This window comes from Kitasatospora sp. NPDC051984 (assembly GCF_044593455.1).
Taxonomy (GTDB): domain Bacteria; phylum Actinomycetota; class Actinomycetes; order Streptomycetales; family Streptomycetaceae; genus Kitasatospora.
Genome location: NZ_JBIUCB010000008.1, coordinates 228,898 through 252,071 on the forward strand (window position 1 = coordinate 228,898; position 23,174 = coordinate 252,071).

A 23,174-nucleotide genomic window follows, 5' to 3' on the forward strand; every position below is an offset into this window, starting at 1 on the left:
AGCAGTGTCTTGATCTCCTGGACGGCGGCGCGTGCGGTGCGGCCGACGCCGAGACGTACGCCTCGGGCCGGGAGGAGTCCGGCCGGGCCGGGCTCGCGTCCCATCGCGGTCGTCGCGGTCGTCGCGGTCGTCGCGGTCGTCGCGGTCGTCGCGGTCGTCGCGGTGGTCGCGTCGGGCGCAGTGCTGGGCCGGGTGGTGGCGGCGGGCGCGGTCTCGGACTGGTGCGCGTACGCGGGTGGGTCGAGTGCTCCGCTCGCGTCCTGAGCCGGCGTCGGATTGTGCGGGTCGTCAGCCCAGCAGCGTCTTGATCTCCTGGACGGCGCTGCGCGCGGTGCGGCCGACGCCGATCAGGGTGGCGGAGGCCGGGCCGGTCCAGTCGCCGTAGCCGAGCAGGTGGATGCGGGGGTCGGCGAGGGTGCGGGTGCCGTCGGTGGGGATGCGGCCGTCGGTGCGGCCGAGGTCGAGGGGGCGGGTGGCGGCGAGGTCGGGGCGGAAGCCCGTGCACCAGATGATCGTGTCGCAGTCGAAGCTGCTGCCGTCGGCCCAGACGGGGCCGGTCGGGGTGAGTCGTTCGAACATCGGGTGGGCGGCGACCAGCCCGCTGTCCCGGGCTCGGCGGACGGGGCCGGTGGCGACGATGTCGCCCAGCGAGGCGACGCCGCCGTGCTGTTCGCCGTGTTCGGCGGCGTTGACGCGGCGGGTGGCGAGTTCGAACAGGGCCCGGCCGTCGATCGCGTCGGGCAGGAAGTGCGGCGGGCGGCGGGTGACCCAGCGGACGGTGGCCACGTCGGCGAGGTCGGCGGCGATCTGGGTGCCGGAGTTGCCGCCGCCGACGACCAGCACCCGCTGCCCGGCGAACCTGCTGGCCGTGCCGTAGTGGTGGGTGTGGAGCTGGCGGCCGGCGAAGTTGCGTTGGCCGGGAACGTACGGGGTGAACGGCCGCTGCCAGGAGCCGGTGGCGAAGATCACCGCGTCCGCTCGCCAAGTCCCGTGGCTGGTAAGGGCGATGAGCCCGTCGGGGGCGCTCTCGACGCTGGTCACGTCGACCGGGCGGTGCACGGGCAGTTCGTAGCGCTCCTCGTACTCGGCGAGGTAGCGCACCACGTGGGCGGCGTCCGGGTACTCGTGTCCCGGCTGGTGGGGCATCGGGCGGCCGGGCAGGGAAGAGAAGGCGGCGGGGGAGAACAGGCGCAGGCTCTCCCAGTAGTGCTGCCAGGCGCCGCCGGGGTGCCGGGCGGCGTCGAGGATCGCGAAGTCGAGTCCGGCGCGGCGCAGGTAGTACCCGGCCGCGAGACCGGCCTGGCCGCCACCGACCACCAGGACCTGGGTGTGGCGGTCAGGGAAGGTCATCGCTGTTGCTCCAGGGGTGCGGCGGGGCGGGTCGCCCGCGCCGGAAAGGGGGTGCGGGCGACCTGCGGGGCTTCAGCGCGACGATTCCACAGAAGCGGTGGTCCTGACGGCGAACTTCTTGCGCCAGGCGAGGGAGACATACACCAGGGCGATCAGGACGGGGACCTCGATGAGCGGGCCGACGACGCCGGAGAGGGCCTGGCCGGAGGTGACGCCGAAGGTGGCGATGGCGACGGCGATGGCGAGTTCGAAGTTGTTGCCCGCCGCCGTGAACGCCAGCGTCGCGGTGCGGTCGTAGGCCAGGCCGAGGCCCTTGCCGAGCACGAACGAGCCGAACCACATGATCGCGAAGTAGGCGAGCAGCGGCAGGGCGATCCGGGCGACGTCGAGCGGCTGCGAGGTGATGGTCTTCCCCTGGAGGGCGAACAGGATCACGATCGTGAACAGCAGCCCGTACAGCGCCCAGGGGCCGATCTTCGGCAGGAAGTTCTGCTCGTAGCGCTCGCGGCCCAGCTTCTGCTCGCCGATGCGGCGGGTGAGGAAGCCGGCGACCAGCGGGATGCCGAGGAAGACCAGGACGTTGACGACGATCTTCGCGACGGAGAAGTGCAGGTTGTCCTGGGACAGGCCGAGCCAGCCCGGCAGCACGTCGAGGTAGAACCAGCCCAGCACGCCGAACATCACGACCTGGAAGACGCTGTTCAGCGCGACCAGGACGGCGGCGGCCTCGCGGTCGCCGCAGGACAGATCGTTCCAGATGATCACCATGGCGATGCAGCGGGCCAGGCCGACGATGATCAGACCGGTGCGGTACTCGGGCAGGTCCGGCAGGAAGATCCAGGCGAGGGCGAACATCACGGCCGGGCCGACCAGCCAGTTGATCACCAGCGAGGAGACCATCAGCTTCCGGTCGCCGGTCACGGTGTGCAGGCGGTCGTAGCGGACCTTCGCGAGGACCGGGTACATCATGACCAGCAGGCCGAGGCCGATCGGCAGCGAGACGCCGCCGACCTCGACCTTGCTCAGCGCGTCGTTCAGGCCGGGGATCGCCCGGCCCAGGCCCAGGCCGAGGCCCATGGCGAGCAGGATCCACACCGCGAGGTAGCGGTCCAGGAAGGAAAGCTTGCCGACCGGTCCGGCCTCGGGATGATCCGGGGGAGCGGTGGTCCTGGTCGGGGTCACGGGCAGGACCTCTTCGTGTCGGCGCTCGCGGTGGCGCGGGCGGTGGCGGCGAGATCGCCGAGCAGGCCGGCGAGGGCCCCCAGGGCGTCGGGGCGGAGCTTGTAGTAGGTGAAGCGGCCGCAGGGCTCGGTGTCGACCAGGCCGGCCTCCCGAAGGATCTTCAGGTGGTTGGACAGGTTGGTCTGCTTGGCGCCGGTCTCCTCGACGAGGTGGCTGGTGCAGAGCGCCTCGTGCGCGAGCAGCGTCAGGATCCGCATGCGCAGGGGGTCGGCCAGGGCCTTCAGCAGGTCCACCGTGCCGTTCACATCACTCTCGACTGACATCACCATGTGCTGATACTATCGCATCAGTCCTGGCTGATATCAGTGGCGGCTGAGCTGTTGTGCGATCCTGCCCTCGTTGCCGCGCATCGGCCCGGACGCCGTTGTTCGAAGGGCCTGTTCCGGCCCGCGACTTCCGATCGAACGAAGGAACCGCCCACCCATGACCGCCGCGCCGCTCGCCTCCGTGCTGTTCGTCTGCGTGCACAACGCCGGCCGCTCCCAGATGGCCGCCGGGTTCCTCACCCACCTCGCCGGGGACCGCGTCGAGGTCCGCTCCGCCGGCTCCGCCCCCGGTCGCGAGGTCAACCCCGCTGCCGTCGCGGCGATGGCCGAGGTCGGCATCGACATCTCCGACCAGCGGCCGAAGATCCTCACCACCGAGGCCGTCCAGGCGTCCGACTACGTGATCACCATGGGCTGCGGCGACGCCTGCCCCTACTTCCCCGGCAAGCAGTACCTCGACTGGAAGCTCGACGACCCGGCCGGGCAGGGCGTCGAGGCCGTCCGCCCGATCCGCGACGCGATCCGCACCCTGATCGAGGGGCTGATCGCTGATATCGACGCCAACGCCACCCAGAACAAGGAGAGTTGATTCCCGTGTCCTTTGCCACTGACGTCCGTGACGTGATCATCGTCGGTTCCGGTCCGGCCGGGTACACCGCTGCGCTGTACACCGCGCGTGCCTCCCTCCGGCCGCTGGTGTTCGAGGGCGCGGTCACGGCCGGCGGCGCGCTGATGAACACCACCGAGGTGGAGAACTTCCCGGGCTTCCGCGACGGCATCATGGGCCCCGAGCTGATGGACAACATGCGCGCCCAGGCCGAGCGCTTCGGCGCCGAGCTGGTCCCGGACGACGTCATCGCCGTCGACCTCACGGGCGACATCAAGACCGTCACCGACTCCGAGGGCACCGTGCACCCCGCCCGCGCCGTGATCGTCACCACCGGCTCGCAGCACCGCAAGCTCGGCCTGCCGAGCGAGGACAAGCTCTCCGGCCGCGGCGTCTCCTGGTGCGCGACCTGCGACGGCTTCTTCTTCCGCGACCAGGACATCGCGGTCGTCGGCGGCGGCGACACCGCCCTCGAGGAAGCCACCTTCCTGTCCCGCTTCGCCCGCAGCGTCACGGTGGTCCACCGCCGCAACACCCTGCGCGCCTCCAAGGCGATGCAGGAACGCGCCTTCGCCGACCCGAAGATCCGCTTCGCCTGGGACAGCGCGGTCGAGGAGATCCACGGCGACCCGAAGCTGACCGGTCTGACCCTCCGCACTGTGACAAAGGACGGGGGCAACACCGGTGACCTGCGCGAGCTCCCGGTCACCGGCCTGTTCATCGCGATCGGCCACGACCCGCGCACCGACCTGTTCAAGGGCCAGCTCGACCTCGACGCCGAGGGCTACCTCAAGGTCGAGGCCCCCTCCACCCGCACCAACATCCCCGGCGTCTTCGCCGCCGGCGACGTCGTGGACCGTGTCTACCGCCAGGCGATCACCGCCGCCGGCACCGGCGCCTCCGCCGCGCTGGACGCCGAGCGCCACCTTGCCGCGCTGACCGGCGCCGAGACCGTGGCCGAGAGCGCCGCCGTCGCGGTCTGACACCTGCTGTCGGGCATCACGCGGGGAGCAACTGCCACTGGCGGTTCCGGTGGTCGCCGTCCGACCGCTGCTGCGGTTGGCGATCTCGTACACGCCCGGGGCGCCCACGGGGATCAGCCGCCAGTGCTGGTGGTGGGCGTCGGTGCCCGGCCGTGCTGATCGTGGGGGGCGGACTGGTTGCCGACTGCCCGATGCGGACAGTTTCGGGTCGATTCCAGAAAGTCACAGGTGCCTCGGGTTGGCAAGATCACTTCCGGGTGCTTTCCGCGTGGCGCGAGTTGACGACCCTGATCGGATGGGCTGGGGGCCGGGGCGGTCAGGGGCGGCGGGCGGTGGCCAGGCCGGATTCGTAGGCGAGGACGACGAGTTGGGCGCGGTCGCGGGCGTGGAGTTTGGTCATGGCTCGGTTGATGTGGGTCTTCGCCGTGACCGGACTGATCACCATGCGGGCCGCGATCTCGTCGTTGGAGAGGCCTTGCGCGACCAGGGTGACGGCTTCGCGTTCGCGGGCGGTGAGTTCTTCAAGTCCGGTGTTGGTGACGGCGGTTGGCGGTTGGGCGACGAAGCGGTCGATCAGGCGGCGAGTGATCGACGGGGCGAGCAGGGCGTCGCCGCGGGAGGCGACGCGGACGGCGTGCAGGAAGTCGTCGGGGAGGATGTCCTTGACGAGGAATCCGGCGGCGCCCGCGCGCAGTGCGTGGAAGACGTACTCGTCCAGGCCGTAGTTGGTCAGGATGACGACGTGGACCCTGGTAAGGGTGGGGTCGGCGGCGATGCGGGCGGTTGCCTCGATGCCGTCGGTGCCGGGCATTTGGATGTCGACGAGTGCGACGTCGGGCAGGTGTGTTCGGGCCAGTTCCACGGCCTGTTGGCCGTTCGCGGCTTCGGCCACCACCTCGATGTCGTCCTCGAGTTCGAGGAGGGCGCGGAAGGCGCTGCGGATCAGTGGCTGGTCGTCGGCCAGCAGGACGCGGATCACGAGGCCCGGTCCACGGGCAGTTCGGCCTGCACGGTGAAGCCGCCGCCGTCCCGGGGTTCGGCGCGCAGGCGGCCGCCGAGGGCGGTCACCCGTTCGCGCATGCCGAGCAGGCCAACGCCCGCTGGGGGTACGGTAGTTGGGGTGGCCGTGCCGTCGTCGTCGATGCGGAGCGCCAGGGTGTCGGGGCGGCAGTCGATCAGTACAGAGGCTGTTGCGGCGTCGGCGTGGCGGGCGACGTTGGTGAGCGACTCCTGGACGATCCGGTAGACGGTCCGGCCCACCGCTGCTGGTACGTCCGGGAGTTGGCCCTCGACGGTGAGTGTGGCGTGCAGGCCGAAGGTGCGGGCCCGCTCGACCAGGTCGGGGACGTCTTCGAGGCCGCGCGGCGGGGCGGTGTCGTCGTCGCGCAACGCCTCGAGCGTGGCGCGCAGTTCGCGTGCTGCCTCGCGTCCGGCCTCCTGGATCGCCAGCAGGGCGTCCGGCACCTGCTCGCCGCGTCGGCGGGCGACGTGGACGGCGACCTCGGCCTGTACCTTGATGACCGAGATCTGGTGGGTCAGTGAGTCGTGCAACTCCCGTGCGATGCGCAGGCGTTCCTCGTCGGCGCGGCGCAACGCCGTCTCCTCGCGGGTGCGTTCGGCCGCGTCCGCCCGGAACTCGGCCTGCCGCAGCGCCTCCCCGGCGGCCCCGGCGGCGATCAGCCAGGCGATCTGCAGGGCGCCCCGGGCCTGCGCGAACGCCTGGCCGGTGTCGTGCAGGCCGGAGAGCAGCGCGGCGGCGGGGAGGGAGGCCAGCATGGCGACACTCGCCACCACCGTGAACCAGCGGTGGCCCGCCCGCACGGCCGCGTACACCGCGAACAGGTACGCGACGGCCGGCACGTCGAACCCGGCCGCCTGGTACCCCGCCGCGCACAGCCCGGTGACGGCCAGGACGGTGCGTGGCGCCCGGCGGCGCGCCGCCAGCGCGAGCCCGCCGGCCGCCAGCAGTGCGAAGCCGAGCAGGTCGGGGCCCGTCGCGCCGTGTGGCTCGGACAGTCCGGTGATCAGCAGGGCCACCGCCACGCCGACGGCGATCACCCAGTCCATGGCTACGGCCCGCAGGCCGGACCGTCCGCTACCCATGCGCGGCACCCTAGCCGGGAGGCCCGCGCGGGCGGGTCATCCGAGCGGATGATCACCCGGCTGCTGCGTTCGCGGTACATCCGTAGCCCCTGCGGCATCCGCAGCAGCGCCGATTGTCTGCGTCTGCCGGACGACCGGGGCGGGCGCGGCGGACAGGATCGGGGTCACCGCCAGAAGGAGAGGGGCACCCCAATGTCCGTACGACGCTTCACCGTTGTGGCCTGCGCAGTCCTCGTCGCCGCCGTCGCGCTCGCCGCACCGGCCACCGCCGACGCACCCGTCGCAGCAAGTGTGACCACCTTCAGCGCCGGACGGATCTGGGCCATCGTGGCGGCGCTGCTGGCGCTGGCCGGTGCCGTCACCGGCGGACTCGCGCTGGCCCGCAGCAAGGGCAGGACCGCCGTCGGGCCCGGGCGGCGTGGAGCCGCCGCTGCCCTGGGCGCGGCGATCGCCGGCACGGCCCTCGGCGCCGTGGTCGCGGCCACCGCGTCCGGCGGGCTCGGCACCGGCAACGGTCTCGGCGGCGCCTTCGTGGCCATGCTGGTGGGCCTGGCCGGCACGGTGCTGTGCGCACGGGAGTTGAGGCGCTCCCGCCGCGTCGGCTGAAATCTCGTCGACCGATCGTCAGCGGTCGGGCAGACTACGCGCGATGACTGAGCGAACCGATACGCCTCCCGCCTGGGACGAGCGCACGCAGCTGACCACCTTCCTCGACTACGCCCGGGCCACCGCACGGTCCAAGTGCGAGGGAATCTCCGCGGAGGACGCCCGGCGTTCGCCGCTGCCCGACTCCCCGCTGATGACGGTGTGCGGGCTGATCAGCCACCTGCGGTGGGTGGAGCACTGGTGGCTCCACGTGGTCTTCTTCGGCGGGGAGGATGCCGGCCCGCTGGTCGACGCCACCGAGGAGGACCCCGACCCGGAGATGCGGACGGCCGTCGACGTACCGCTGGAGCAGCTGCTCGCGGAGTACGAGGAACAGGCCGTCCGCTTCCGGAAGTTGGTCGCCGAGCACGACCTCGACGCGAGGGCCGTCCGCCCGATGCGCGGCGGCCTGCACATGGACCTGCGGTGGGTCCTGCTGCACCTGATCGAGGAGACCGCCCGGCACAACGGGCACCTCGACATCGTGCGCGAGCTGCTGGACGGCCGGACCGGCAAATAGGCCGATTCGGCACCCGGGCCAAGTCGGTATCCAGGCCAAGTCGGTATCTAGGCCGGAGCGTCCGCGTCCGTCCACGGGCGGAGCTTCTCCGGGTTGCGGACGCCCCAGATGTGGGTGATCCGGTCGTCGACGATCCGGAACGCGAACACCGTGACGGTGACGCCGTCGAGTTGGGCGATCAGGCCCGGCTGGCCGTTCACGGTGCGTTCCAGGAACGTCATGGCGGGGATGAAGTGAGCGATGCTGAGGTAGGCGCGGACGATGTTGTCGCGGCCGGTGAGCGGCTCCAGCAGGGCGCCGACCAGGCCGCCGCCGTCGGCGATCACCGTGGCGTCGGGGTCGAGCAGGTCCATCAGCGACCGGACGTCCTGGCTCTCCCAGGCCCGTTTGAAGCTCCGCACGATGCCCGCCTGCGCGCCGGCCGGCGTGGTCGGCGACGGCGAGGAGCGGATCCGGCGGCGGGCCGAGGTGGCCAACTGGCGGCAGGCCGCGGAGGATCGGCCCAGCACCTGCGCCACCTCGGCGAACGGGTACTGGAACACGTCGTGCAGCACGAACGCGACCCGCTCGGCCGGCGTCATCGACTCCAGCACCACCAGGAACGCCATGTGGACCGACTCGTCGAGGGTGATCCGGTCCGCCGGGTCGGCTGCCGCGCCGCCCGCTCCCTCGCGATGGGCGGGCAACGGCTCCGGGATCCACTCGCCCACGTAACGCTCCCGGCGCACCCGGGCCGAGCCCAGCAGGTTGAGGCAGATCCGGCCCGCCACCGTCGTCAACCACCCGCCCGGTGACTCGATTTCGGCCCGCTGCCGCTCGGACTGCGCGAACCAGCGGGCGTACGTCTCCTGCACGACGTCCTCGGCGTCGGCCAGCGAACCGAGCAGCCGGTACGCCAGATTGGTCAGCCGGCGACGCTCGCCCATGATCGCGTCCAGGTCGTCGCGGTCGTTGTCCGGCTGGTGGTCCAGGGTGTTCCGCACGCGTCCGTCTCCTTCTCGGTGGCTCTCGTCTCTCATCGGTACGACCGCGCAGGGCGTCGGAATGTGACGTCGCGCCACCGCGTCACATTTCGCGCGGCTGCTCTGTCGTACTGGTCAGGAAGACGAACGGAGAATCCGATGACCACGTTTCAGGCGATCGCCGACCGCGTCGAGATCCAGGCGCTGCAGGCCGAGTTCACCGACGCGGTGACGATGCGCGACCGCGCCCGCCTCGCCGCGCTGTTCACCGCGGACGGCGTGCTGCGGATGCCCAACATCCCGATCGAGCTCACCGGCCCCGAGGAGATCCGGCTCGGCGGCGAGAAACTCCAGGAACAGTGGGTGTTCTTCGTCCAGAACACCCACCCCGGCGCCATCACCATCGACGGCGACACCGCCACCGGCCGCGCCCACATGCACGAGATCGCCCGCACCCGCAACGGCATCGAAGGCCTCAACTACGCCATCTACCACGACAGTTACCGGCGCACCTCGGAGGGCTGGCGATTCACCGAGCGGGTCTACGAACTCCGCTACCTGGACACCACCCCGCTCGCCGGATCCGCCCCCGGCGAGACCGCCGAGGCGCCCGCGGCCCGCTGGACCGAACCGGCCACCGCCGACCGCCTGGAGCGGGCGGCCGACGCACTCGCCGCCCGCGGCTTCGGAGTCGAGATCCTGCCGGACCTCGAAGCCGCCCGCGCCCGCGTCCGGGAACTCGTCCCGGAGAAGGCGAGCGTGTTCACCACGGCCAGCGAGACGCTCCGGCTGTCCGGCATCGACGACGACCTCAACAGCGACCAGTACCCCCGCTCCGTCAAGCCCCGCGTGCTGACCATGGACCGGGAGACCGAGGCCGACGGGATCCGGCACCTGCTCGCCACCCCCGACGTGGTCATCGGCAGCGTCGCCGCGCTCACCGAGACCGGCTCCCTGGTGGTCGCCTCCGGCAGCGGAAGCCAACTGCCCGCCTACACCGGCGGCGCCGCCCGGGTGATCTGGATCACCGGCGCGCAGAAGATCGTCCCCGACCTGCCCACCGCGCTGCGCCGCCTGGAGGAGCACTCCCTCCCGCTGGAGACCGCCCGCACCGAGGCCGCCTACGGGGTGCCCAGCGCCGTCAACCAGCTGGTGGTGTTCAACAGCCCGACCCGGTTCAGTGAGGGCATCGTGCTGCTGCTCCGGGAGGCGGTCGGGTACTGACGGCGGGCCTCACGCCTCACGGGCCTCACGCCTCACGGTCCTCATGCCTCACGGGTTTCACGGGTTTCACGGGCGGCGGGTGGCCAGCAGGGTGGCGAGGTCCGGGGCGAGCCGGACCTCGGTGGTGAGCAGGGACGGGTGGTCGTACCAGGCGGTGCGGCCGGCGTCCGGACGGCCCTGGTGGGTCGGCGGCCAGGCGGTGAGGGGAGTCAGGTCGTCGACCACCAGGGTGCCCGCCGGGGTCAGCAGGAGATCCGGGTCGGCGGGCGGCGACTGCTTGCCGTTGCCACCGCCGTCCAGGACCAGCAGGTCGAACGGGCCGTGCGGCGCGATCGCCGTCCAGTCGCCGTGCATGATCTCCAGGTCGGGCACGTCGGCGAACAACTCCCGTACGGCCGCCACTCGTTCGGCCTCGCGCTCCACGCTCACCACCCGTACCCCCGGCCGCCGCCCCGCCAGCAGCCAGCCGAGGCCGACACCGCAGCCCGTGCCCGTCTCGCCGATCCGGCCGGCCGCGCCTGCCGCCAGCGCCTGGAGCAGCCGCCCCTGCTCCGGGCGGCAGGACTGCGTGAAGCCCAGCCGCTCGGCCAATTCGACCGCCCGGACGACAAGTTGGGGGAGGGCGGTGCGGTCGGCGTAGGTTCCGGGAATCGACATGCCGTCAGCATGCCCGACGCAGCAGGATGCCGCGACTGCCCGGGGCCGGGCGGCGGGTGGCGGCGCGCGGGGCTGCGAGATCGATCTCCTCGACCAGCAGCCAGCCCTGCTGGGCGGAGAGCCAGGGGCGCAGGCACACGTCCAGCGCGGTCGGGGCGAGCGCGACGAACAGCAGGTCGGTGGGCAGGGCGTGCAGCAACTCCAGGTCCTGGCCGGCCTGCAGGGCCTCGATCAGCAGCACGGCACCGAAACGGCGGCGCACCGGCGGCGGGGCGGCGAGATCGGCCGCGCTCAGGCGCAGGCGGGTGCGGCGGCCGAAAGCCGACAGCAGGCGCTGGCGCAGTGCCGGGTCGGGCTCGGCGGCGTGCACGGTGTAGCCAGCCCTGAGTAAGCGGCCGGTCAACGCGCCGTCCCGGGCGCCGAGTTCGGCGAGCGCCCCACTGCCGGGCGGACGGTGCCGGGCCACCCAGGCGGCGGTCGCGTCGAGCCGGTCGGCTTCGTAGCGGGCGCCGTCGGCGTCGGGTGCCGCCAGAGTGTCGGTCACGGACATGTCCCGTCGCAGGTTCGAGGGTGCGGGCCGGAATCGACCCTAGCCACCGCCTTCGTTCGTGGTCCACACCACCAGGGGGGAAAGTTTACCGTTCACGGTCAATTCAAGGGAAGTGGTACAGAGGAAACATGGGGGAGGGAAGAGAGGAACGCAGGGGGTGTGATGAGGCGTGAGGGGCGGTAGTGGGGAATGGGGCGCGCGATGAATTGACCGGCCGTCAGGCCCGTTGCCGGGGCATGCCGAAGGCCCCGCGCCCGGGCGGTGGCCCGGGCGCGGGGCCCTTGGGGTGGTGCGGTGATCAGGCGGGGTCGGAGAACTCGGTGAAGTCCGGGAGGTCGGAGAGGTCCGCGTCGAAGTCGTCGTCGTAGCGGTCGTCGCGTTCGGCGCGCTCCTCGCCGGGCTCCTTGCGGACCGGGGCGACCCGGCCGAGTTGCAGGGAGGAGTGCATGCCCGCGCCGACCGAGCTCGCGTCGGCGATGACGCCGTCGGCGGGGTTCTCGCCGTTCGCACCGCTGCCGCCGGCACTGTCGCCGGCGACCTGGCCGCCGCGCCGTTGGGCGCCGCGGATGCCGCTGCCGCCGCCGACCGGGCCGTAGCCGCCGCCGGCCATGGGCATGCCCATCATGCCGCCGGCCATCGGGGGACGGCCGGACAGGCCCGCGGTGCTGGTGCCGGTGCCGCCGCTGCCGCCGGAGCCGCTGCCGCCGACGCCGGAAGCGCCGTCGTGGCCGTTGTCCAGGTTGGTGCCCAGGCGCAGGGCGCCGCCCTTGGAGCCGGCGCCGCCGGGAGCGGAGAGCCGGGTGACGAAGCCGCCCGCCATGCCCTCGCCCGAACCCGAGGAGCCGGATCCGGAGCCGCCGCCCGCCCCGCCGCCACCGCCGCCGCCGCCGTGGCTGCCGGAGCCGACGGCGCCGAGGTTCGGCCTCTTCAGGCCCAGCATGTCGAGCCCGCTGCCACTGCTGCCGCCGCGCGAGCCTCCGCCGCCGATCGGGCCGAGCTTGGGCGACAGCGCGGCGAACGCGGCGAGTCCGGCGTCGGCCGAGCCGCGGCCTCCGCCGATATGCGAGCCGCCGCCGACCGAGTTGACCCCGGTGCCGGTCGCGAGGTTGGGGCTGAGCGGGTTCGCCACCAGGGAGGCGATGCTGTTCAGCGAGGTCCGGTTGCTGTCCTCGTTGTCGCTGAGGTTGCCGGCCATCTTGTCCATCTTGGCCGCGGTGTCGCGGAACGAGCCCAGGATGCGCTTGAGCACGTCCTCGGCGATGGTCTGCAGGATCTTCTCCGCGATCTGGATGGCCAACCGGCCGAACGGGTCGCCGGACTCGCCCAGCTTCAGGCCCGAGACGATGCGCTTGAAGTCCAGGCCGTGCGACTCGATGTCGTCCGCGCCGCGGCGCAGATCGGCCGCGCAGGAGGCGACCTGGTCGAGGTCGACGCTGAAGCCCTGTCCGTTGGAGTTGTTGGACGGGGTCGGCGCGATCTGCTGCGCCGCCTTGACGATCATGTCCTCGATCGGCTGGAGCAGCGTGTGGGCGAGCCGGCTGACCGCCTGGTTCAGCAGCTGCTTCATGATCTCGCGGCCGAGCCGCAGGACCGCCGCGGAGCTCCACGGACCGGTCGAGGAGGCGGCTGCGAAGCTCGCCTGGATGCTGGCCAGTTGGACGATCGACGCGGTCTTCGCTCCCTCGACCACCAGGGCTGCGGCCCGCAGCACCTTGGATATCGTGTGGCAGGCCTCGACGATCACCTTGGAGTATTTGGTGATGGTGCTCCACAGCTCCGCCAGCCGGTCGGCCGAGGATCCCTGGTACACCTCGTGGAGCATCGTCAGCGCTCTGTCGGCCGTCATCTGGGCGGAGTCCAAAGCGCCCGCGAACTTCTCCAACTGGTCTGCCAGTCGGTTCAGTTCATCTTCATTGGCACCGGGGAACCGTACGCCCAGTAGGCCCACGATGGCATTGAGTCCCGGTGGTAGTTGGATTGCCATGGCCGCCCCCAGCTGCTGCCCGCGGTAAGTCCCTGATAGCGCATTGCGACGATACACATACCGCACGCCGCCGACCACCTGGTAAGCCCCAGTGTTTGCCGCATCGTCAGCGAACCGGTACCTGGCGGCGGTGTGCGCATGGCGTGGAGATCATGGGGGCGCGGTCGGGCCGGAGCCGGTCCGGGCGCCGCGCGGAAAAGTGCTGAACGGTCGTCCGCGCAGGTCGCGTTGGGTGCGGCGGTAGACGAACGTTCGGCGTTGCGCGGCGAGCGGTGACGGGTCGAGGGGGCCGCGGGCCGGAGGCTCGCGGCCCGGGAGGCGCCGCGGCCCGGCTCGCAGAATCGGACGATCCGCATCCGCACCATTCGGACCCGGTGCCGTACGGCCGGGGGGCGAGTGTCGCGGCGCGACGCTACGCGCGGTGAGCGGGAGCTGACGGACCGTCAGGTCGAGTAGCGCCAAGTGCCGCCGGGCGCCGGATGGTTCGGCAGCCAGGCGGCCAGGACCTGGGCGGACGGGTAGAACATCGGCTCGGGGAGCGCGTCCACCGGGAAGCGTTCCCAGCCGGCGCACGCGTGCGGCTCGGTGACCAGCGCCTCGGCCAGGCTCGGCGGGGCCAGCACCGCCGCCGTCACCCGGGTGCGGCCCAGCTCGTGGTCGAGCAGCACCGCCAGCACCCGCATCTCCTCGGCGGGCAGCACGATGCCGGTCTCCTCGGCCAACTCCCGTGCCGCGGCCTGCTCGAAGGACTCGCCGGGGTGGTCGACCTTGCCGCCCGGCAGGCTCCAGGTCGGCGGCTCGCCGGCCGTGGTGCGCCGTCCGATCAGCACCCGGCCGTCCCCGGTCGGCACGATCACACCCGCGCCGACCAGCGGCGGAACCGGGTGCGGGCCACCCGCGCCGACCAGCGGCAACGGGTGCGGACCGACCGGGAGTTGAGCTTCCGTCACCACTTGCCCTTCTGGTAGTCCTTCAGGAAGCAACCGTACAGGTCCTCGCCCAGCTCGCCGCGGACGATCGGGTCGTACACCCGGGCCGCGCCGTCCACCAGGTCGAGCGGGGCGTGGAAGCCCTCCTCGTGCAGGCGCATCTTGTCGGGGTGCGGGCGCTCGTCGGTGATCCAGCCGGTGTCCACGGCGGTCATCAGGATGCCGTCGGTCTCGAACATCTCCTGCGCGCTGGTGCGGGTCAGCATGTTCAGCGCGGCCTTCGCCATGTTGGTGTGCGGGTGGCCGGCGCCCTTGTAGCCGCGGTCGAACACGCCCTCCATCGCGGACACGTTCACCACGTACTTGCGGCGGGCCGGGGACGCGGCCATCGCCGGGCGCAGCTGGCTGATCAGGATGAACGGGGCGGTGGAGTTGCACAGTTGCACCTCCAGCAGCTCGATCGGGCCGACCTCGGAGACGGTCTGCACCCAGCTGTTGGTGTCCGCCAGGTCCGGCACCAGGCCGCCGGCGTCGATCGCGGTGCCCGCCGCGATCCGCTCCGGCGAGGCCGAACCCGTCACCAGCGCCAGCGAGGTGACCTCCTCGGCGCTCACCGCGGGCTGCTCGGTGCGGGTCTGCCCGGGCAGCGCCGGCACGTCCACCGCGCCCGAACCGTACCGGCCGATGACCGTGGAGGCGGGCAGCGCGCCGGCGGGCAGCGGCGCCGACTCGGCGGCGATCAGCTCGCGGTACGCGGCGGGGGAGCGGCGCACGGTCTGCGCGGCGTTGTTGATCAGGATGTCCAGCGGGCCGTCCGCGGCGACCTCGTCGGCCAGCGCCATCACCTGCGCCGGGTCGCGCAGGTCGATGCCGACCACCTTCAGGCGGTGGATCCACTCGGCGCTGTCCGGCATCGCCGAGAAGCGGCGGATCGCGTCGTTCGGGAACCGGGTGGTGATGGTGGTGTGCGCGCCGTCGCGCAGCAGGCACAGCGCGATGTACATGCCGATCTTGGCGCGGCCGCCGGTCAGCAGCGCGCGCTTGCCGGTCAGGTCGGCGCGGGCGGTCCGCCGCTGCCGGCTGAGCGCGGCGCAGTTGCGGCACAGCTGGTGGTAGAACGCGTCCACCTCGGTGTACCGCTGCTTGCACATGTAGCAGGAGCGGGCCCGCTCCAGGATGCCCGCCAGCTCGCTGGTGGTCTCGGTGCTCAGACCGAACACACCCGCCGTCTCGTCGTCGATCCGGCCCGGCGCACCCGTCGCGGTCCGGGACGTCACCGCGCGGTCGTTGGCGGTCTTGCGGGCCCGGGTCTCCTGGCGGCGGCGCTGCTTCAGCGTGCGGAAGATCCCGCCGACGGCCATCCGGACCCGGATCGCGTCCGGGTGGTCCACGTGGATCTCGTCCAGCTCGGCGATCACGCTCAGGCACAGCTCAAGGCGGTCGGGGTCGATGCCCTTGCCGTAGTCGATGTCGTCCTCGACCGGTTCGGTGCCCGGCTGGCTCTGCGCGTTCGTCACTGCGGATGCTTCCTCTATCTCCCCATGGATACCGGCGAACTCTACGTGAGCGGGCCGGGCCGGGGCGAAGCCTGTGACCTGCCGCACTTCGGTGCAGCACGCCCGAGAGGGCTCAACGTCCGCCCAGTGCCCAGGCGATGCCCGACAGCGTGAGCATCGACAGCACCGTGGAGACCAGGACGGAGGAGCGTGCCAGCGCCGGCGCCGCCCCGTACAGCCGGGCGTACACGTACACGTTCTGCGCGGTCGGCAGCGCCGACAGGAGCACCACCGCCAGCAGCTGCGGCCCCGGCAGGTGCAGCAGCAGCGCGCCCACCGCCAGCGCGGCCAGCGGCTGGGCGACGGTCTTCACCAGTACCGTGACGGCCAGCTCGGCACGGTCCGGACGCTGCGCCGCCGCGCCGGGCGGGGTGTGCAGGGACAGGCCGAGGGTGACCAGCGCCGCCGGGACGGCCGCGCCGCCCAGCAGTTCCACGGAGTGCGCCAGCGGCCCGGGCAGGTGCCAGTGGGCCGCCGAGAACACCGCGCCCAGCCCCGCACCGAGGATCACCGGGTTGCGCAGCGGCAGCAGCGCCAGGCGCCGCAGCCGCTCGGCCGGTGGGGCGGCGGAACCGGTCGCGGAGTCCAGCAGGGCCAGCATGACGGGCGTCACCAGCAGCACCTGGAACAGCAGCACCGGCGCGACGAAGGACGCGTCGCCGAGCACCTGCGCGGCCACCGGGATGCCGAGGTTGCCCGAGTTCACGTAGCCCGCCGCCATCACGGCCATGGTCCGCTCGGCGGGTCCGCGCTTGAACAGTCGGCGGCCCGCCAGCAGGGCCAGCGCCGAGGCGGCCAGCGTTCCGGCAGCGAACGCCAGCATCGAGGTGTTGGCGAACCCCGCCAGATCGGTGCGGGCGACCACCGTGAACAGCGCGGCCGGCATCGCCACGTGGAACACGAACCGGCCGAGCACCGACTCGGCGTCCGCACCCAGCAGCCCCGTCCGTGCCGCCAGCCACCCGACCGCAGTCAGCACCCAGATCGGCGCGAACGCCGCGACCAACGCTTCCACCTGACCTCCCGCCGCAGTCAACCAGGCGTGCCCGAACGGTCGTTCGGCGGGGTCGGCGGTGGCCTCCGTCACAGCCGGGCGGCGGCCGTCGGCCGGTTCGGGTGGCCCTGGCCACAGTCGGGCGCGGGTGTGCGGCAGGGCGGTCGGTGGCCCCCGTCACAGCCGGGCAGGGGTGGCCGGTGGCCCCCGTCACAGCCTCGCCGCGACGGGTGGCCGGGCGGCTGCGGTGGGTGGTCGGGGTGAGGGCCGGGTCACAGCGGACGGGCGGTGGCCGGGGTCACAGGGCCCCGCCGCTCGGGGCGGGCGGGAGACCGGTCGGCGATGGCGCGGAACCCTTGGCAGGACTGGGCTCCGGCCCAAATTCCGTGGCGCCGGGCGGGGTTGGCGCTTCCTGGGAGCCGGCTGTGAGGCTGCTCATAAGCAGCTGGGAAAACCGGCCGCGACGACGTGCCAATTCCCTTGGGGCGCAAGGGATGCGGGCCGGTCGACCGGCCCGGGTCGTCCCATTTCGGGGTGTTTGCAGCCGGGTTGGGCGCTCAGGCAATGTCGTGGTTGTGCCCCGAGCCGTTCAGCTGCTCACGGGGCTTCACGGCGCAGCAGACCGCAGCACGCATGCGGCGCAGCGTCCCCGGTGAGCACGAGCCGCCGGGCCGGCCGTCCCGGGCCGAGGAACCCCCGCAGTCCTGCGGAGGTCCCCCCTTGGCAAAACCGGGTGCGGCGTGACCTGGAACACGACTCTCGGAGGTACCCGAAATGCGACGCATCAAGAACAACCTGGGCCGACTGCCGCAGATCCGCCAGATCCGCATGGGCCACCACCGCATGCCCGACGCCTTCCTCGGCGTGGGCCTGGCCGGTGCCATCGCCGTCGGCGCCCTGCTGCCCGCCACCCAGGCGTTCGCCAGCCCGTCGCCCGCCCCCGCCGCGACCGCTGCGGTCGCCACCGACGGCCAGAGCGCCGCGCAGCAGCCGGCCGCGCCGCAGCCTGCCGAGCAGCCGCAGCAGCAGCCTGCCGAGCAGCCGCAGCCGCAGCCGCAGCCGCAGCCCGAGCCGGCCCCCGCTCCCGCCCCGGCCCCGGCCCCGGCGCCGGCCCCCGCCCCGGCGCCCGCCCCCGCGCCGGCCAAGCCGACCTACGCCAACAACCTGGACGGCTGGATCGCCGAGGCCCGCGACGCGCTGGCCGCCGCCGGCAAGCCCGTCCCGTCCGCGAAGGCGATGCACGCCGCGGCGATCGCCGAGTCCTCCGGCAACCCGAACGCCGTCAACAACTGGGACATCAACGCCAAGAAGGGCACCCCGTCGATCGGCCTGACCCAGATGATCGAGCCGACCTTCCGCGCCTACTCGCTGCCCGGCCACAAGGACATCCGGAACCCCGTCGACAACCTGATCGCCAGCTCGCGCTACTGCGACGCCCGCTACGGCTCCATGGACAACATGGCCGCCGCCCGCGGCTACGGCGCCTACTGGAAGGGCTACTAAGCCGGCTTCCGGGCCAGCTCTGCCCTTCGGCCCCCTGCGGACTCGTTCCGCAGGGGGCCGCGGCATGTCCGGAACCGTTCCGGACGGGGGTGCGGAAACCCGTAATCGGAGTGGGTGGGAAACCGCGTACCGCCGGTGAGCTGCGGATTCCAGGATGAGTGACGACCCCGGGCGAACGGCCCGCGGGCCACCCACTCGTGAGGAGAACCCCGGCGATGCAGCTCATTTCCCTGGCGACCGCTTCCCTGGCGACCGAGCAGGCACCCACCGACGGCGTCGCCGGCTGGGCGGCCGGCCTGGTGGACACCCTCGGCGGGCCCGGCGCCGGACTCGCCATCGCGCTGGAGAACCTGTTTCCGCCGCTGCCCAGCGAGGTGATCCTCCCGCTCACCGGCTTCGCCGCCGGGCGCGGCACCCTCAGCCTGCTGTCCGCACTCGGCTGGACCACGGCCGGCTCGGTGGCCGGCGCCCTCGCCCTCTACCTGCTCGGCGCCGTCTTCGGCCGTGACCGGATGCACGCGATCTGGGCCCGGCTGCCCCTGGTCAAGGCCTCCGACCTGGAACGCACCGAGGCCTGGTTCGCCCGCCACGGCACCAAAGCCGTCCTGCTCGGCCGGATGGTGCCGATCTTCCGCAGCCTGATCTCGGTCCCCGCCGGCGTCGAACGCATGGCCCTGGCCCGCTTCACCGCACTCACCGCCATCGGCAGCCTCGCCTGGAACAGCGTGCTGGTCCTGGCCGGCTACGTACTCGGCGACCGCTGGGACGTGGTCGAGGGCTACGTCGGAATCTTCTCCAAGACCGTCCTGGTGCTCGCCCTGATCGCGATCGCCGTCTACCTCGGCCTGCGCCTGCGCGGCCGCGACGCCCGCCACCGCCGCGCCCGCTGACGCCTGCGGCGGGCGGTAGGGGTGGGGGCCGGCGGTGGGTGGTGGGGCGATCGCTGCGGGCAACCGGGGTGTCGCCGATGGCCGGTGGTGGCGGTGGTGGCTCAAGTGGCCCGTGGGGGTGGGGTGATCGTGGTGGACAGTAGGCTCCCGTCCATGGGGGAGGGATCGATCGTGGTGGGGGACAGCGTCGCACCGGCGCCGTGGCCGCGGCGCGCTCTCGGCGGGCTGCTGGGGGTGCTGACCGCACCGCCGGCCGCGCTGTACCTGGTGTTGGCGGGTGCGCTGCTGGGTCCGTTGCTGCCGTGGCCGCGGATCGGGCCGCGGGCCCGGGCCGCGTTGCAGGGCGGGGCCGTCCGGCTGGCCGCCGTGGAACGGGCGCGCCGGGCCGTCTGGTTCGGCGACCGGTTCCCCGTCCACTACCGCGCCGAGGACCGCGAGTTGCTGCGCTACCTGGCCCGTCGCACCGGCGTCGGGCTGGTGGCGGGGCTGGTGCTCGGTCTGATCGGGTTCGGCGCCGTTCTGGTGGTGTTGCTCGCGGCGGGGGCGCTGCGCGGCACGCTGAGTGTGGCCGATCTGTTCGGGCAGGTGCTGCTCGGCGGTGTGCTGCTGTTTCTCGCCGTTCAGGGCCTGGCCTCGCTCGCCGACCTGGACGCCCGGCTGGCCCGCGACTGTTTCGGCCCGTCCGAGGCCGAGCTGCTGCGCCACCGGATCGCCGAACTCGCCGACAGCCGGGCCGCGGTGCTGCACGCCGTGGACGCCGAACGCCGCCGGATCGAACGTGACCTGCACGACGGCGTCCAGCAGCGGCTGGTCGCGTTGCGGCTGCTGCTCGGCCGGGCCCGGCGCGGCGGTGACCCGCAGCGCACCGACGAACTGCTGCGCCAGGCGCATCGGGAGGCGGCCGAGGTGCTGACCGAGCTGCGCGAGGTCGCCTGGCGGGTCTTCCCGTCCGCGCTGGACACCCTCGGGCTGGACGAGGCGCTGGCCGGCCTCGCCGAGCGCTGCCCGATCCCGCTGCGGGTGCACTGCCCCCGGGAGGCCGGGACGCTGCCCCAACCGGTGCTCACCGCCGCGTACTTCGTGGTCAGCGAGTGCGTCACCAATGCCGCCAAGCACTCCGCCGCCAACACCGTCGAGGTCGTCGTGGGGCGGGACGGCGCGCGGCTCACCGTCCGGGTCGAGGACGACGGGAGGGGCGGCGCGGACCCGGCGGGCGGCGGCCTGTCCGGGCTGCGCGGCCGGGTCGCCGCGCTCGACGGGACACTGCACGTCCACAGCCCCGCCGGGGGCCCCACCGTCGTCACTGCGGAGCTGCCATGCGGGTGATCGTCGCCGAGGATTCGACCCTGCTGCGGGAGGGCCTGGTCCGGCTGCTCGCCGAGGAGGGCCACCAGGTGCTGGCCGCCGTCGGCGACGCCGAGGCCCTGCTCGCGGCGGTCGACGCCGACCCGCCGGACGTCGTGGTGGTCGACATCCGAATGCCGCCCACGCACACCGACGAAGGCGTGCGGGCCGCGGTGCGGATCCGCGGGAGCCGGCCCGAGGTCGGCGTGCTGGTGCTCTCCCAGCACATCGAACGCGGTTACGCCGCCCAGCTGTTGGCGTCCGGCGCGGAACGGGTCGGCTACCTGCTCAAGGACCGGGTCGCCGAGGTGGACGAGTTCCTGGACGCCCTCACCCGGGTCGGCTCCGGCGGTACGGTGATCGACCCGGAGGTGGTGCGCCGCCTGGTCGTCCGCACCGAGCACGCCGACCCGCTGGCCCGCCTCACCCCCCGCGAACGCACCGTCCTGGAGGCCCTCGCCGAGGGCCACACCAACACCGCGATCGCCGCCCGCCTGCACCTCTCCCTGAGCGCCGTCGAAAAACACCTCAACGCCCTGTTCGACAAACTGGACCTCCCCCGCACCGCCGGCTACAGCCGCCGCGTCCTGGCCGTCCTGCGCTACCTCGGCGCCTGAGCCACGCCTGCGGCCGGTTCAGCGCGAACAATCCGGCCGTCCGCGGGTGGCCCGAAGGTTCAGGGACGGTGGGTGAGCACCCGCAGGCGGCAGGGTGCGCAGGCGTGGATGCCGTACGGGCCGTAGCGGTTGATGGGTTCTCCGCAGCCGGCGCACGGGCCGAGGTCGGCGATGTCGCAGCCGAGGGCGGCCGCGGCCCGGTGGCGTTCTTCGGGGGTGAGGGCGAGGCGGCGGAGTTGGCGGGGGATGGCCAGCAGCCGGTCGGGGACGGTGTCGAAGGTGTGCAGGGACGCGGCGTCGGCGTTGCCCCGGCGGGGGCGCGGGTCGTTGAAGGTGTAGGTCTCCTCGCCGTAGCGGCAGACGGGGTCGAGTTCCCCGCGGGTGTAGGTGATCGCGGCGTCGGCCGGGGCCTGCTCGTCGGTGCCCGGCTCGGTGTCCTCGGCGAAGGTCGCTCTCCAGCGGTCCCGGTCGGCGGCCGGCACCCACATCCTGGAGACGGTGCTGCCGTCGGTCTGCATCGGCACCCGCATCGGAACGAACTCGCCGGTGGCGCTGGCCCCGACCAGCTCGTCCACCTGGGTCGGTGCCTTCTCCGGCAGGCACAGTGCCGGCAGGTACCAGCCGGTGTGCATCTTCCCGCACCACGATCCGTTCACCGGGCAGGTTCGTACGCTGCTCGCGGTGCATTTCCACTGCTGCAGGTGTCGGATTCCGGCGCGGACGACCATCGCCAGCGGTGAGGCGATCTGCCGCCACGACAGGTCGTCGACCCGTGCCCACGGTGCCCGGTCGATCAGTGCGGCACGGTCGCTGCTGGTCACCCACAGCGGCACGATCCCGTGCGCGGCCGCGTTCCGGGAGCGCCGGCGCACCGTCTCCGCGGTGATCGGCGAGTACTGCGCCTCCCAGCCGATCCGGAGCCCGCCCGGCCCGGTGACGAGGACGTCGGTGCGCACCTTGCCGTCGGCGGTGCGGGCCTCGAGCTCCCAGGTGCAGCCGTGGCGGTCGGCGGCGCGGGCGATGCGTTCCTTCATCGCCTTGTGCTTGTCGCTCTCCTCCGCCGTGGGCGTGCGGCGGATCGGCAGGTGTGCGGCGACCCAGGTGGTGCGACCGCGGACGGTGCGGCGCCGGATCGTCATCCAGGGTGAGCGTTCCGCGTCGTGTTCTTCTGCCTCGCACCGGCCTTCGTGGTGGTGCTGGAGGCATTCGAGGAGTTCGCGTTCGCGTTGGTCGATCGGTGCGGTGATCTGGGCCAGGAGCTCTGGTCGGTCGCGGTGGCCGAGGTCGGGCTCGGTCAGGTTGATCTCGATGCCGTATCCGGTGTGGAACACGCCGTTCGCCATGACGAAAGATTGGGAGCTGGGCCGACCCTTTAAACGGATCGTCAAATAATCGAATTCCAGATCGAATCAATGTCGCCATTTCGCCCAGTGGCCGCGGGCCCGCCGGGGGTTGCGCCGCGGCCGCACGGCATCGGCCCGTTCGGCAACCGGATCGGAACCCTCCAGGCCTGGCCCCGGGCAGGCTCGCGCGCGAGGATGGCGGTATGGATGCGCAGCGGTTCGCCAAGGCCCGCACCGCGCTGCACGCGGTGGCCGAGCACCTGCTGGCCGGTCCGCAGTACCGGGCGGCGGGGACGGTGAGGTTGCGTGCGTATCCGGGTGGGTTCGCCACTCGGTTCGAGCCTCGGCTGCGGGTCAGTGGTGCTCAACTGCTCAGCGCCGGACGGTCGTTGGAGCTCGCGGGGGCGAGCTGCGCGGAACTCGGGGCGCTCGTCGGGATCGTGCCGGGCCGCCCCGAGGGGTTGTACGGGGACGGTTCGGGCGTGGCCCTCGACCAGCCGTTGGAGCTGGACGCGGCGGGTGCGGACGCCGTCGCCGCCTGCTTCGCGCACGGCGATGCCGCGTTGCGGGCGCTGTTCGCGCAGGCCGATCCGGTGCTGTGGCCGGAGCACTTCGACCTTGCGGTGACGGTGGACGAGGTGAACTACGGCGTCTCGCCCGGCGACACCTTCCTGGCCGAGCCGTACGCGTACGTCGGCCCGTCGGCGCCGCGCACCGGCGCGTTCTGGAACGCCCCGTTCGGTGCCGCCCGCACCCTCGCCGAGCTGGGCGATCTGTCGGCGACCACGGCTTTCCTGGCGGAGGGCCGTCGGCTCACCTCCACGCTCTTGTAGCTTCCTCCAAGTCGCTTGTGGAGCGGTGGCCGTCCGCTTGTGTCGATCTTCAGGATTCCCGTGTGGGCTGGC

The 23,174-nt window shown here is 72.7% G+C and carries 23 protein-coding genes; 10 read left to right on the plus strand and 13 right to left on the minus strand.

The window, feature by feature from the left end:
• Positions 1 to 288: 288 nt before the first annotated feature.
• The 3 genes from ACIHEI_RS18695 to ACIHEI_RS18705 form a co-directional block, all read right to left on the minus strand.
• On the minus strand, positions 289 to 1,350 hold the full coding sequence (locus ACIHEI_RS18695) for an ArsO family NAD(P)H-dependent flavin-containing monooxygenase (RefSeq protein ID WP_396607374.1): 1,062 nt from the start codon (positions 1,348 to 1,350) through the stop codon (positions 289 to 291).
• 72 nt (positions 1,351 to 1,422) lie between these two features.
• Positions 1,423 to 2,538 carry an ACR3 family arsenite efflux transporter gene (gene arsB, locus ACIHEI_RS18700; protein ID WP_396607447.1) on the minus strand — a complete coding sequence of 372 codons (1,116 nt, stop codon included), beginning with the start codon at positions 2,536 to 2,538 and terminating at the stop codon, positions 1,423 to 1,425.
• Positions 2,529 to 2,861, minus strand: coding sequence for an ArsR/SmtB family transcription factor (locus ACIHEI_RS18705; RefSeq protein WP_392956189.1), 333 nt, complete (start codon positions 2,859 to 2,861; stop codon positions 2,529 to 2,531). The genes arsB and ACIHEI_RS18705 overlap by 10 nt, the downstream gene beginning before the upstream one ends.
• A gap of 154 nt (positions 2,862 to 3,015) precedes the next feature.
• Between ACIHEI_RS18705 and ACIHEI_RS18710 the strand changes: the two genes are divergently transcribed.
• Both ACIHEI_RS18710 and trxB read left to right on the plus strand, forming a co-directional pair.
• On the plus strand, positions 3,016 to 3,447 hold the full coding sequence (locus ACIHEI_RS18710) for an arsenate reductase ArsC (protein ID WP_387861709.1): 432 nt from the start codon (positions 3,016 to 3,018) through the stop codon (positions 3,445 to 3,447).
• Positions 3,448 to 3,452: 5 nt separating this feature from the next.
• On the plus strand, positions 3,453 to 4,448 hold the full coding sequence (gene trxB / locus ACIHEI_RS18715) for a thioredoxin-disulfide reductase (RefSeq protein WP_396607375.1): 996 nt from the start codon (positions 3,453 to 3,455) through the stop codon (positions 4,446 to 4,448).
• Between the two features lie 316 nt (positions 4,449 to 4,764).
• Here trxB and ACIHEI_RS18720 read toward each other — a convergent pair whose 3' ends face one another.
• Positions 4,765 to 5,427, minus strand: coding sequence for a response regulator (locus ACIHEI_RS18720; protein WP_396607376.1), 663 nt, complete (start codon positions 5,425 to 5,427; stop codon positions 4,765 to 4,767).
• On the minus strand, positions 5,424 to 6,551 hold the full coding sequence (locus ACIHEI_RS18725) for a sensor histidine kinase (protein WP_396607377.1): 1,128 nt from the start codon (positions 6,549 to 6,551) through the stop codon (positions 5,424 to 5,426). Before ACIHEI_RS18725 ends, ACIHEI_RS18720 begins: the two co-directional genes overlap by 4 nt.
• 192 nt (positions 6,552 to 6,743) lie before the next feature.
• On the opposite strand from ACIHEI_RS18725, the gene ACIHEI_RS18730 reads away from it, so the two are divergent.
• Both ACIHEI_RS18730 and ACIHEI_RS18735 read left to right on the plus strand, forming a co-directional pair.
• Positions 6,744 to 7,157, plus strand: coding sequence for a DUF6223 family protein (locus ACIHEI_RS18730; RefSeq protein ID WP_396607378.1), 414 nt, complete (start codon positions 6,744 to 6,746; stop codon positions 7,155 to 7,157).
• A 43-nt stretch (positions 7,158 to 7,200) separates the two neighbouring features.
• On the plus strand, positions 7,201 to 7,716 hold the full coding sequence (locus ACIHEI_RS18735) for a DinB family protein (protein WP_392953726.1): 516 nt from the start codon (positions 7,201 to 7,203) through the stop codon (positions 7,714 to 7,716).
• Between the two features lie 47 nt (positions 7,717 to 7,763).
• Here ACIHEI_RS18735 and sigJ read toward each other — a convergent pair whose 3' ends face one another.
• Positions 7,764 to 8,642 (minus strand): RNA polymerase sigma factor SigJ, encoded by an 879-nt coding sequence (gene sigJ / locus ACIHEI_RS18740; protein WP_396607448.1) that lies wholly within the window; start codon positions 8,640 to 8,642, stop codon positions 7,764 to 7,766.
• A 195-nt stretch (positions 8,643 to 8,837) separates the two neighbouring features.
• Between sigJ and ACIHEI_RS18745 the strand changes: the two genes are divergently transcribed.
• The gene (locus ACIHEI_RS18745) at positions 8,838 to 9,902 is read left to right on the plus strand and encodes an LUD domain-containing protein (RefSeq protein WP_396607379.1); all 1,065 of its coding nucleotides are present in this window, start codon (positions 8,838 to 8,840) and stop codon (positions 9,900 to 9,902) included.
• Between the two features lie 66 nt (positions 9,903 to 9,968).
• Here ACIHEI_RS18745 and ACIHEI_RS18750 read toward each other — a convergent pair whose 3' ends face one another.
• The 6 genes from ACIHEI_RS18750 to ACIHEI_RS18775 form a co-directional block, all read right to left on the minus strand.
• Complete coding sequence (locus ACIHEI_RS18750) at positions 9,969 to 10,559, minus strand: O-methyltransferase (protein WP_396607380.1); 591 nt, start codon at positions 10,557 to 10,559, stop codon at positions 9,969 to 9,971.
• A gap of 4 nt (positions 10,560 to 10,563) precedes the next feature.
• Entirely contained in the window at positions 10,564 to 11,103 is a 540-nt protein-coding gene (locus ACIHEI_RS18755) for a hypothetical protein (RefSeq protein WP_392953719.1), read from the minus strand.
• Positions 11,104 to 11,407: 304 nt separating this feature from the next.
• On the minus strand, positions 11,408 to 12,955 hold the full coding sequence (locus ACIHEI_RS18760; RefSeq protein ID WP_396607381.1) for a hypothetical protein: 1,548 nt from the start codon (positions 12,953 to 12,955) through the stop codon (positions 11,408 to 11,410).
• 581 nt (positions 12,956 to 13,536) lie between these two features.
• A complete protein-coding gene (locus tag ACIHEI_RS18765) occupies positions 13,537 to 14,043 on the minus strand; it encodes an NUDIX hydrolase (RefSeq protein ID WP_396607382.1) in 507 nt (168 codons plus the stop codon).
• The gene (locus ACIHEI_RS18770) at positions 14,040 to 15,539 is read right to left on the minus strand and encodes an SDR family NAD(P)-dependent oxidoreductase (RefSeq protein WP_396607383.1); all 1,500 of its coding nucleotides are present in this window, start codon (positions 15,537 to 15,539) and stop codon (positions 14,040 to 14,042) included. The genes ACIHEI_RS18765 and ACIHEI_RS18770 overlap by 4 nt, the downstream gene beginning before the upstream one ends.
• A gap of 112 nt (positions 15,540 to 15,651) precedes the next feature.
• Positions 15,652 to 16,593: an AEC family transporter gene (locus ACIHEI_RS18775; RefSeq protein WP_396607384.1), complete on the minus strand. Its 942-nt coding sequence runs from the start codon at positions 16,591 to 16,593 to the stop codon at positions 15,652 to 15,654.
• Positions 16,594 to 17,346: 753 nt separating this feature from the next.
• On the opposite strand from ACIHEI_RS18775, the gene ACIHEI_RS18780 reads away from it, so the two are divergent.
• The 4 genes from ACIHEI_RS18780 (at position 17,347) to ACIHEI_RS18795 (ending at position 20,926) form a co-directional block, all read left to right on the plus strand.
• Positions 17,347 to 18,075 carry a transglycosylase SLT domain-containing protein gene (locus ACIHEI_RS18780; protein ID WP_396607385.1) on the plus strand — a complete coding sequence of 243 codons (729 nt, stop codon included), beginning with the start codon at positions 17,347 to 17,349 and terminating at the stop codon, positions 18,073 to 18,075.
• Between the two features lie 215 nt (positions 18,076 to 18,290).
• On the plus strand, positions 18,291 to 18,965 hold the full coding sequence (locus ACIHEI_RS18785) for a DedA family protein (RefSeq protein WP_396607386.1): 675 nt from the start codon (positions 18,291 to 18,293) through the stop codon (positions 18,963 to 18,965).
• A gap of 153 nt (positions 18,966 to 19,118) precedes the next feature.
• Positions 19,119 to 20,291, plus strand: coding sequence for a sensor histidine kinase (locus ACIHEI_RS18790; RefSeq protein WP_396607387.1), 1,173 nt, complete (start codon positions 19,119 to 19,121; stop codon positions 20,289 to 20,291).
• Positions 20,282 to 20,926: a response regulator gene (locus tag ACIHEI_RS18795; protein WP_392953698.1), complete on the plus strand. Its 645-nt coding sequence runs from the start codon at positions 20,282 to 20,284 to the stop codon at positions 20,924 to 20,926. Before ACIHEI_RS18790 ends, ACIHEI_RS18795 begins: the two co-directional genes overlap by 10 nt.
• 59 nt (positions 20,927 to 20,985) lie before the next feature.
• On the opposite strand, the gene ACIHEI_RS18800 is transcribed toward ACIHEI_RS18795, so the two are convergent.
• Positions 20,986 to 22,269, minus strand: a complete 1,284-nt coding sequence (locus ACIHEI_RS18800) for a hypothetical protein (RefSeq protein ID WP_396607388.1) — start codon at positions 22,267 to 22,269, stop codon at positions 20,986 to 20,988.
• Positions 22,270 to 22,472: 203 nt separating this feature from the next.
• Between ACIHEI_RS18800 and ACIHEI_RS18805 the strand changes: the two genes are divergently transcribed.
• On the plus strand, positions 22,473 to 23,102 hold the full coding sequence (locus ACIHEI_RS18805; protein WP_392953693.1) for a hypothetical protein: 630 nt from the start codon (positions 22,473 to 22,475) through the stop codon (positions 23,100 to 23,102).
• Positions 23,103 to 23,174: the final 72 nt, after the last annotated feature.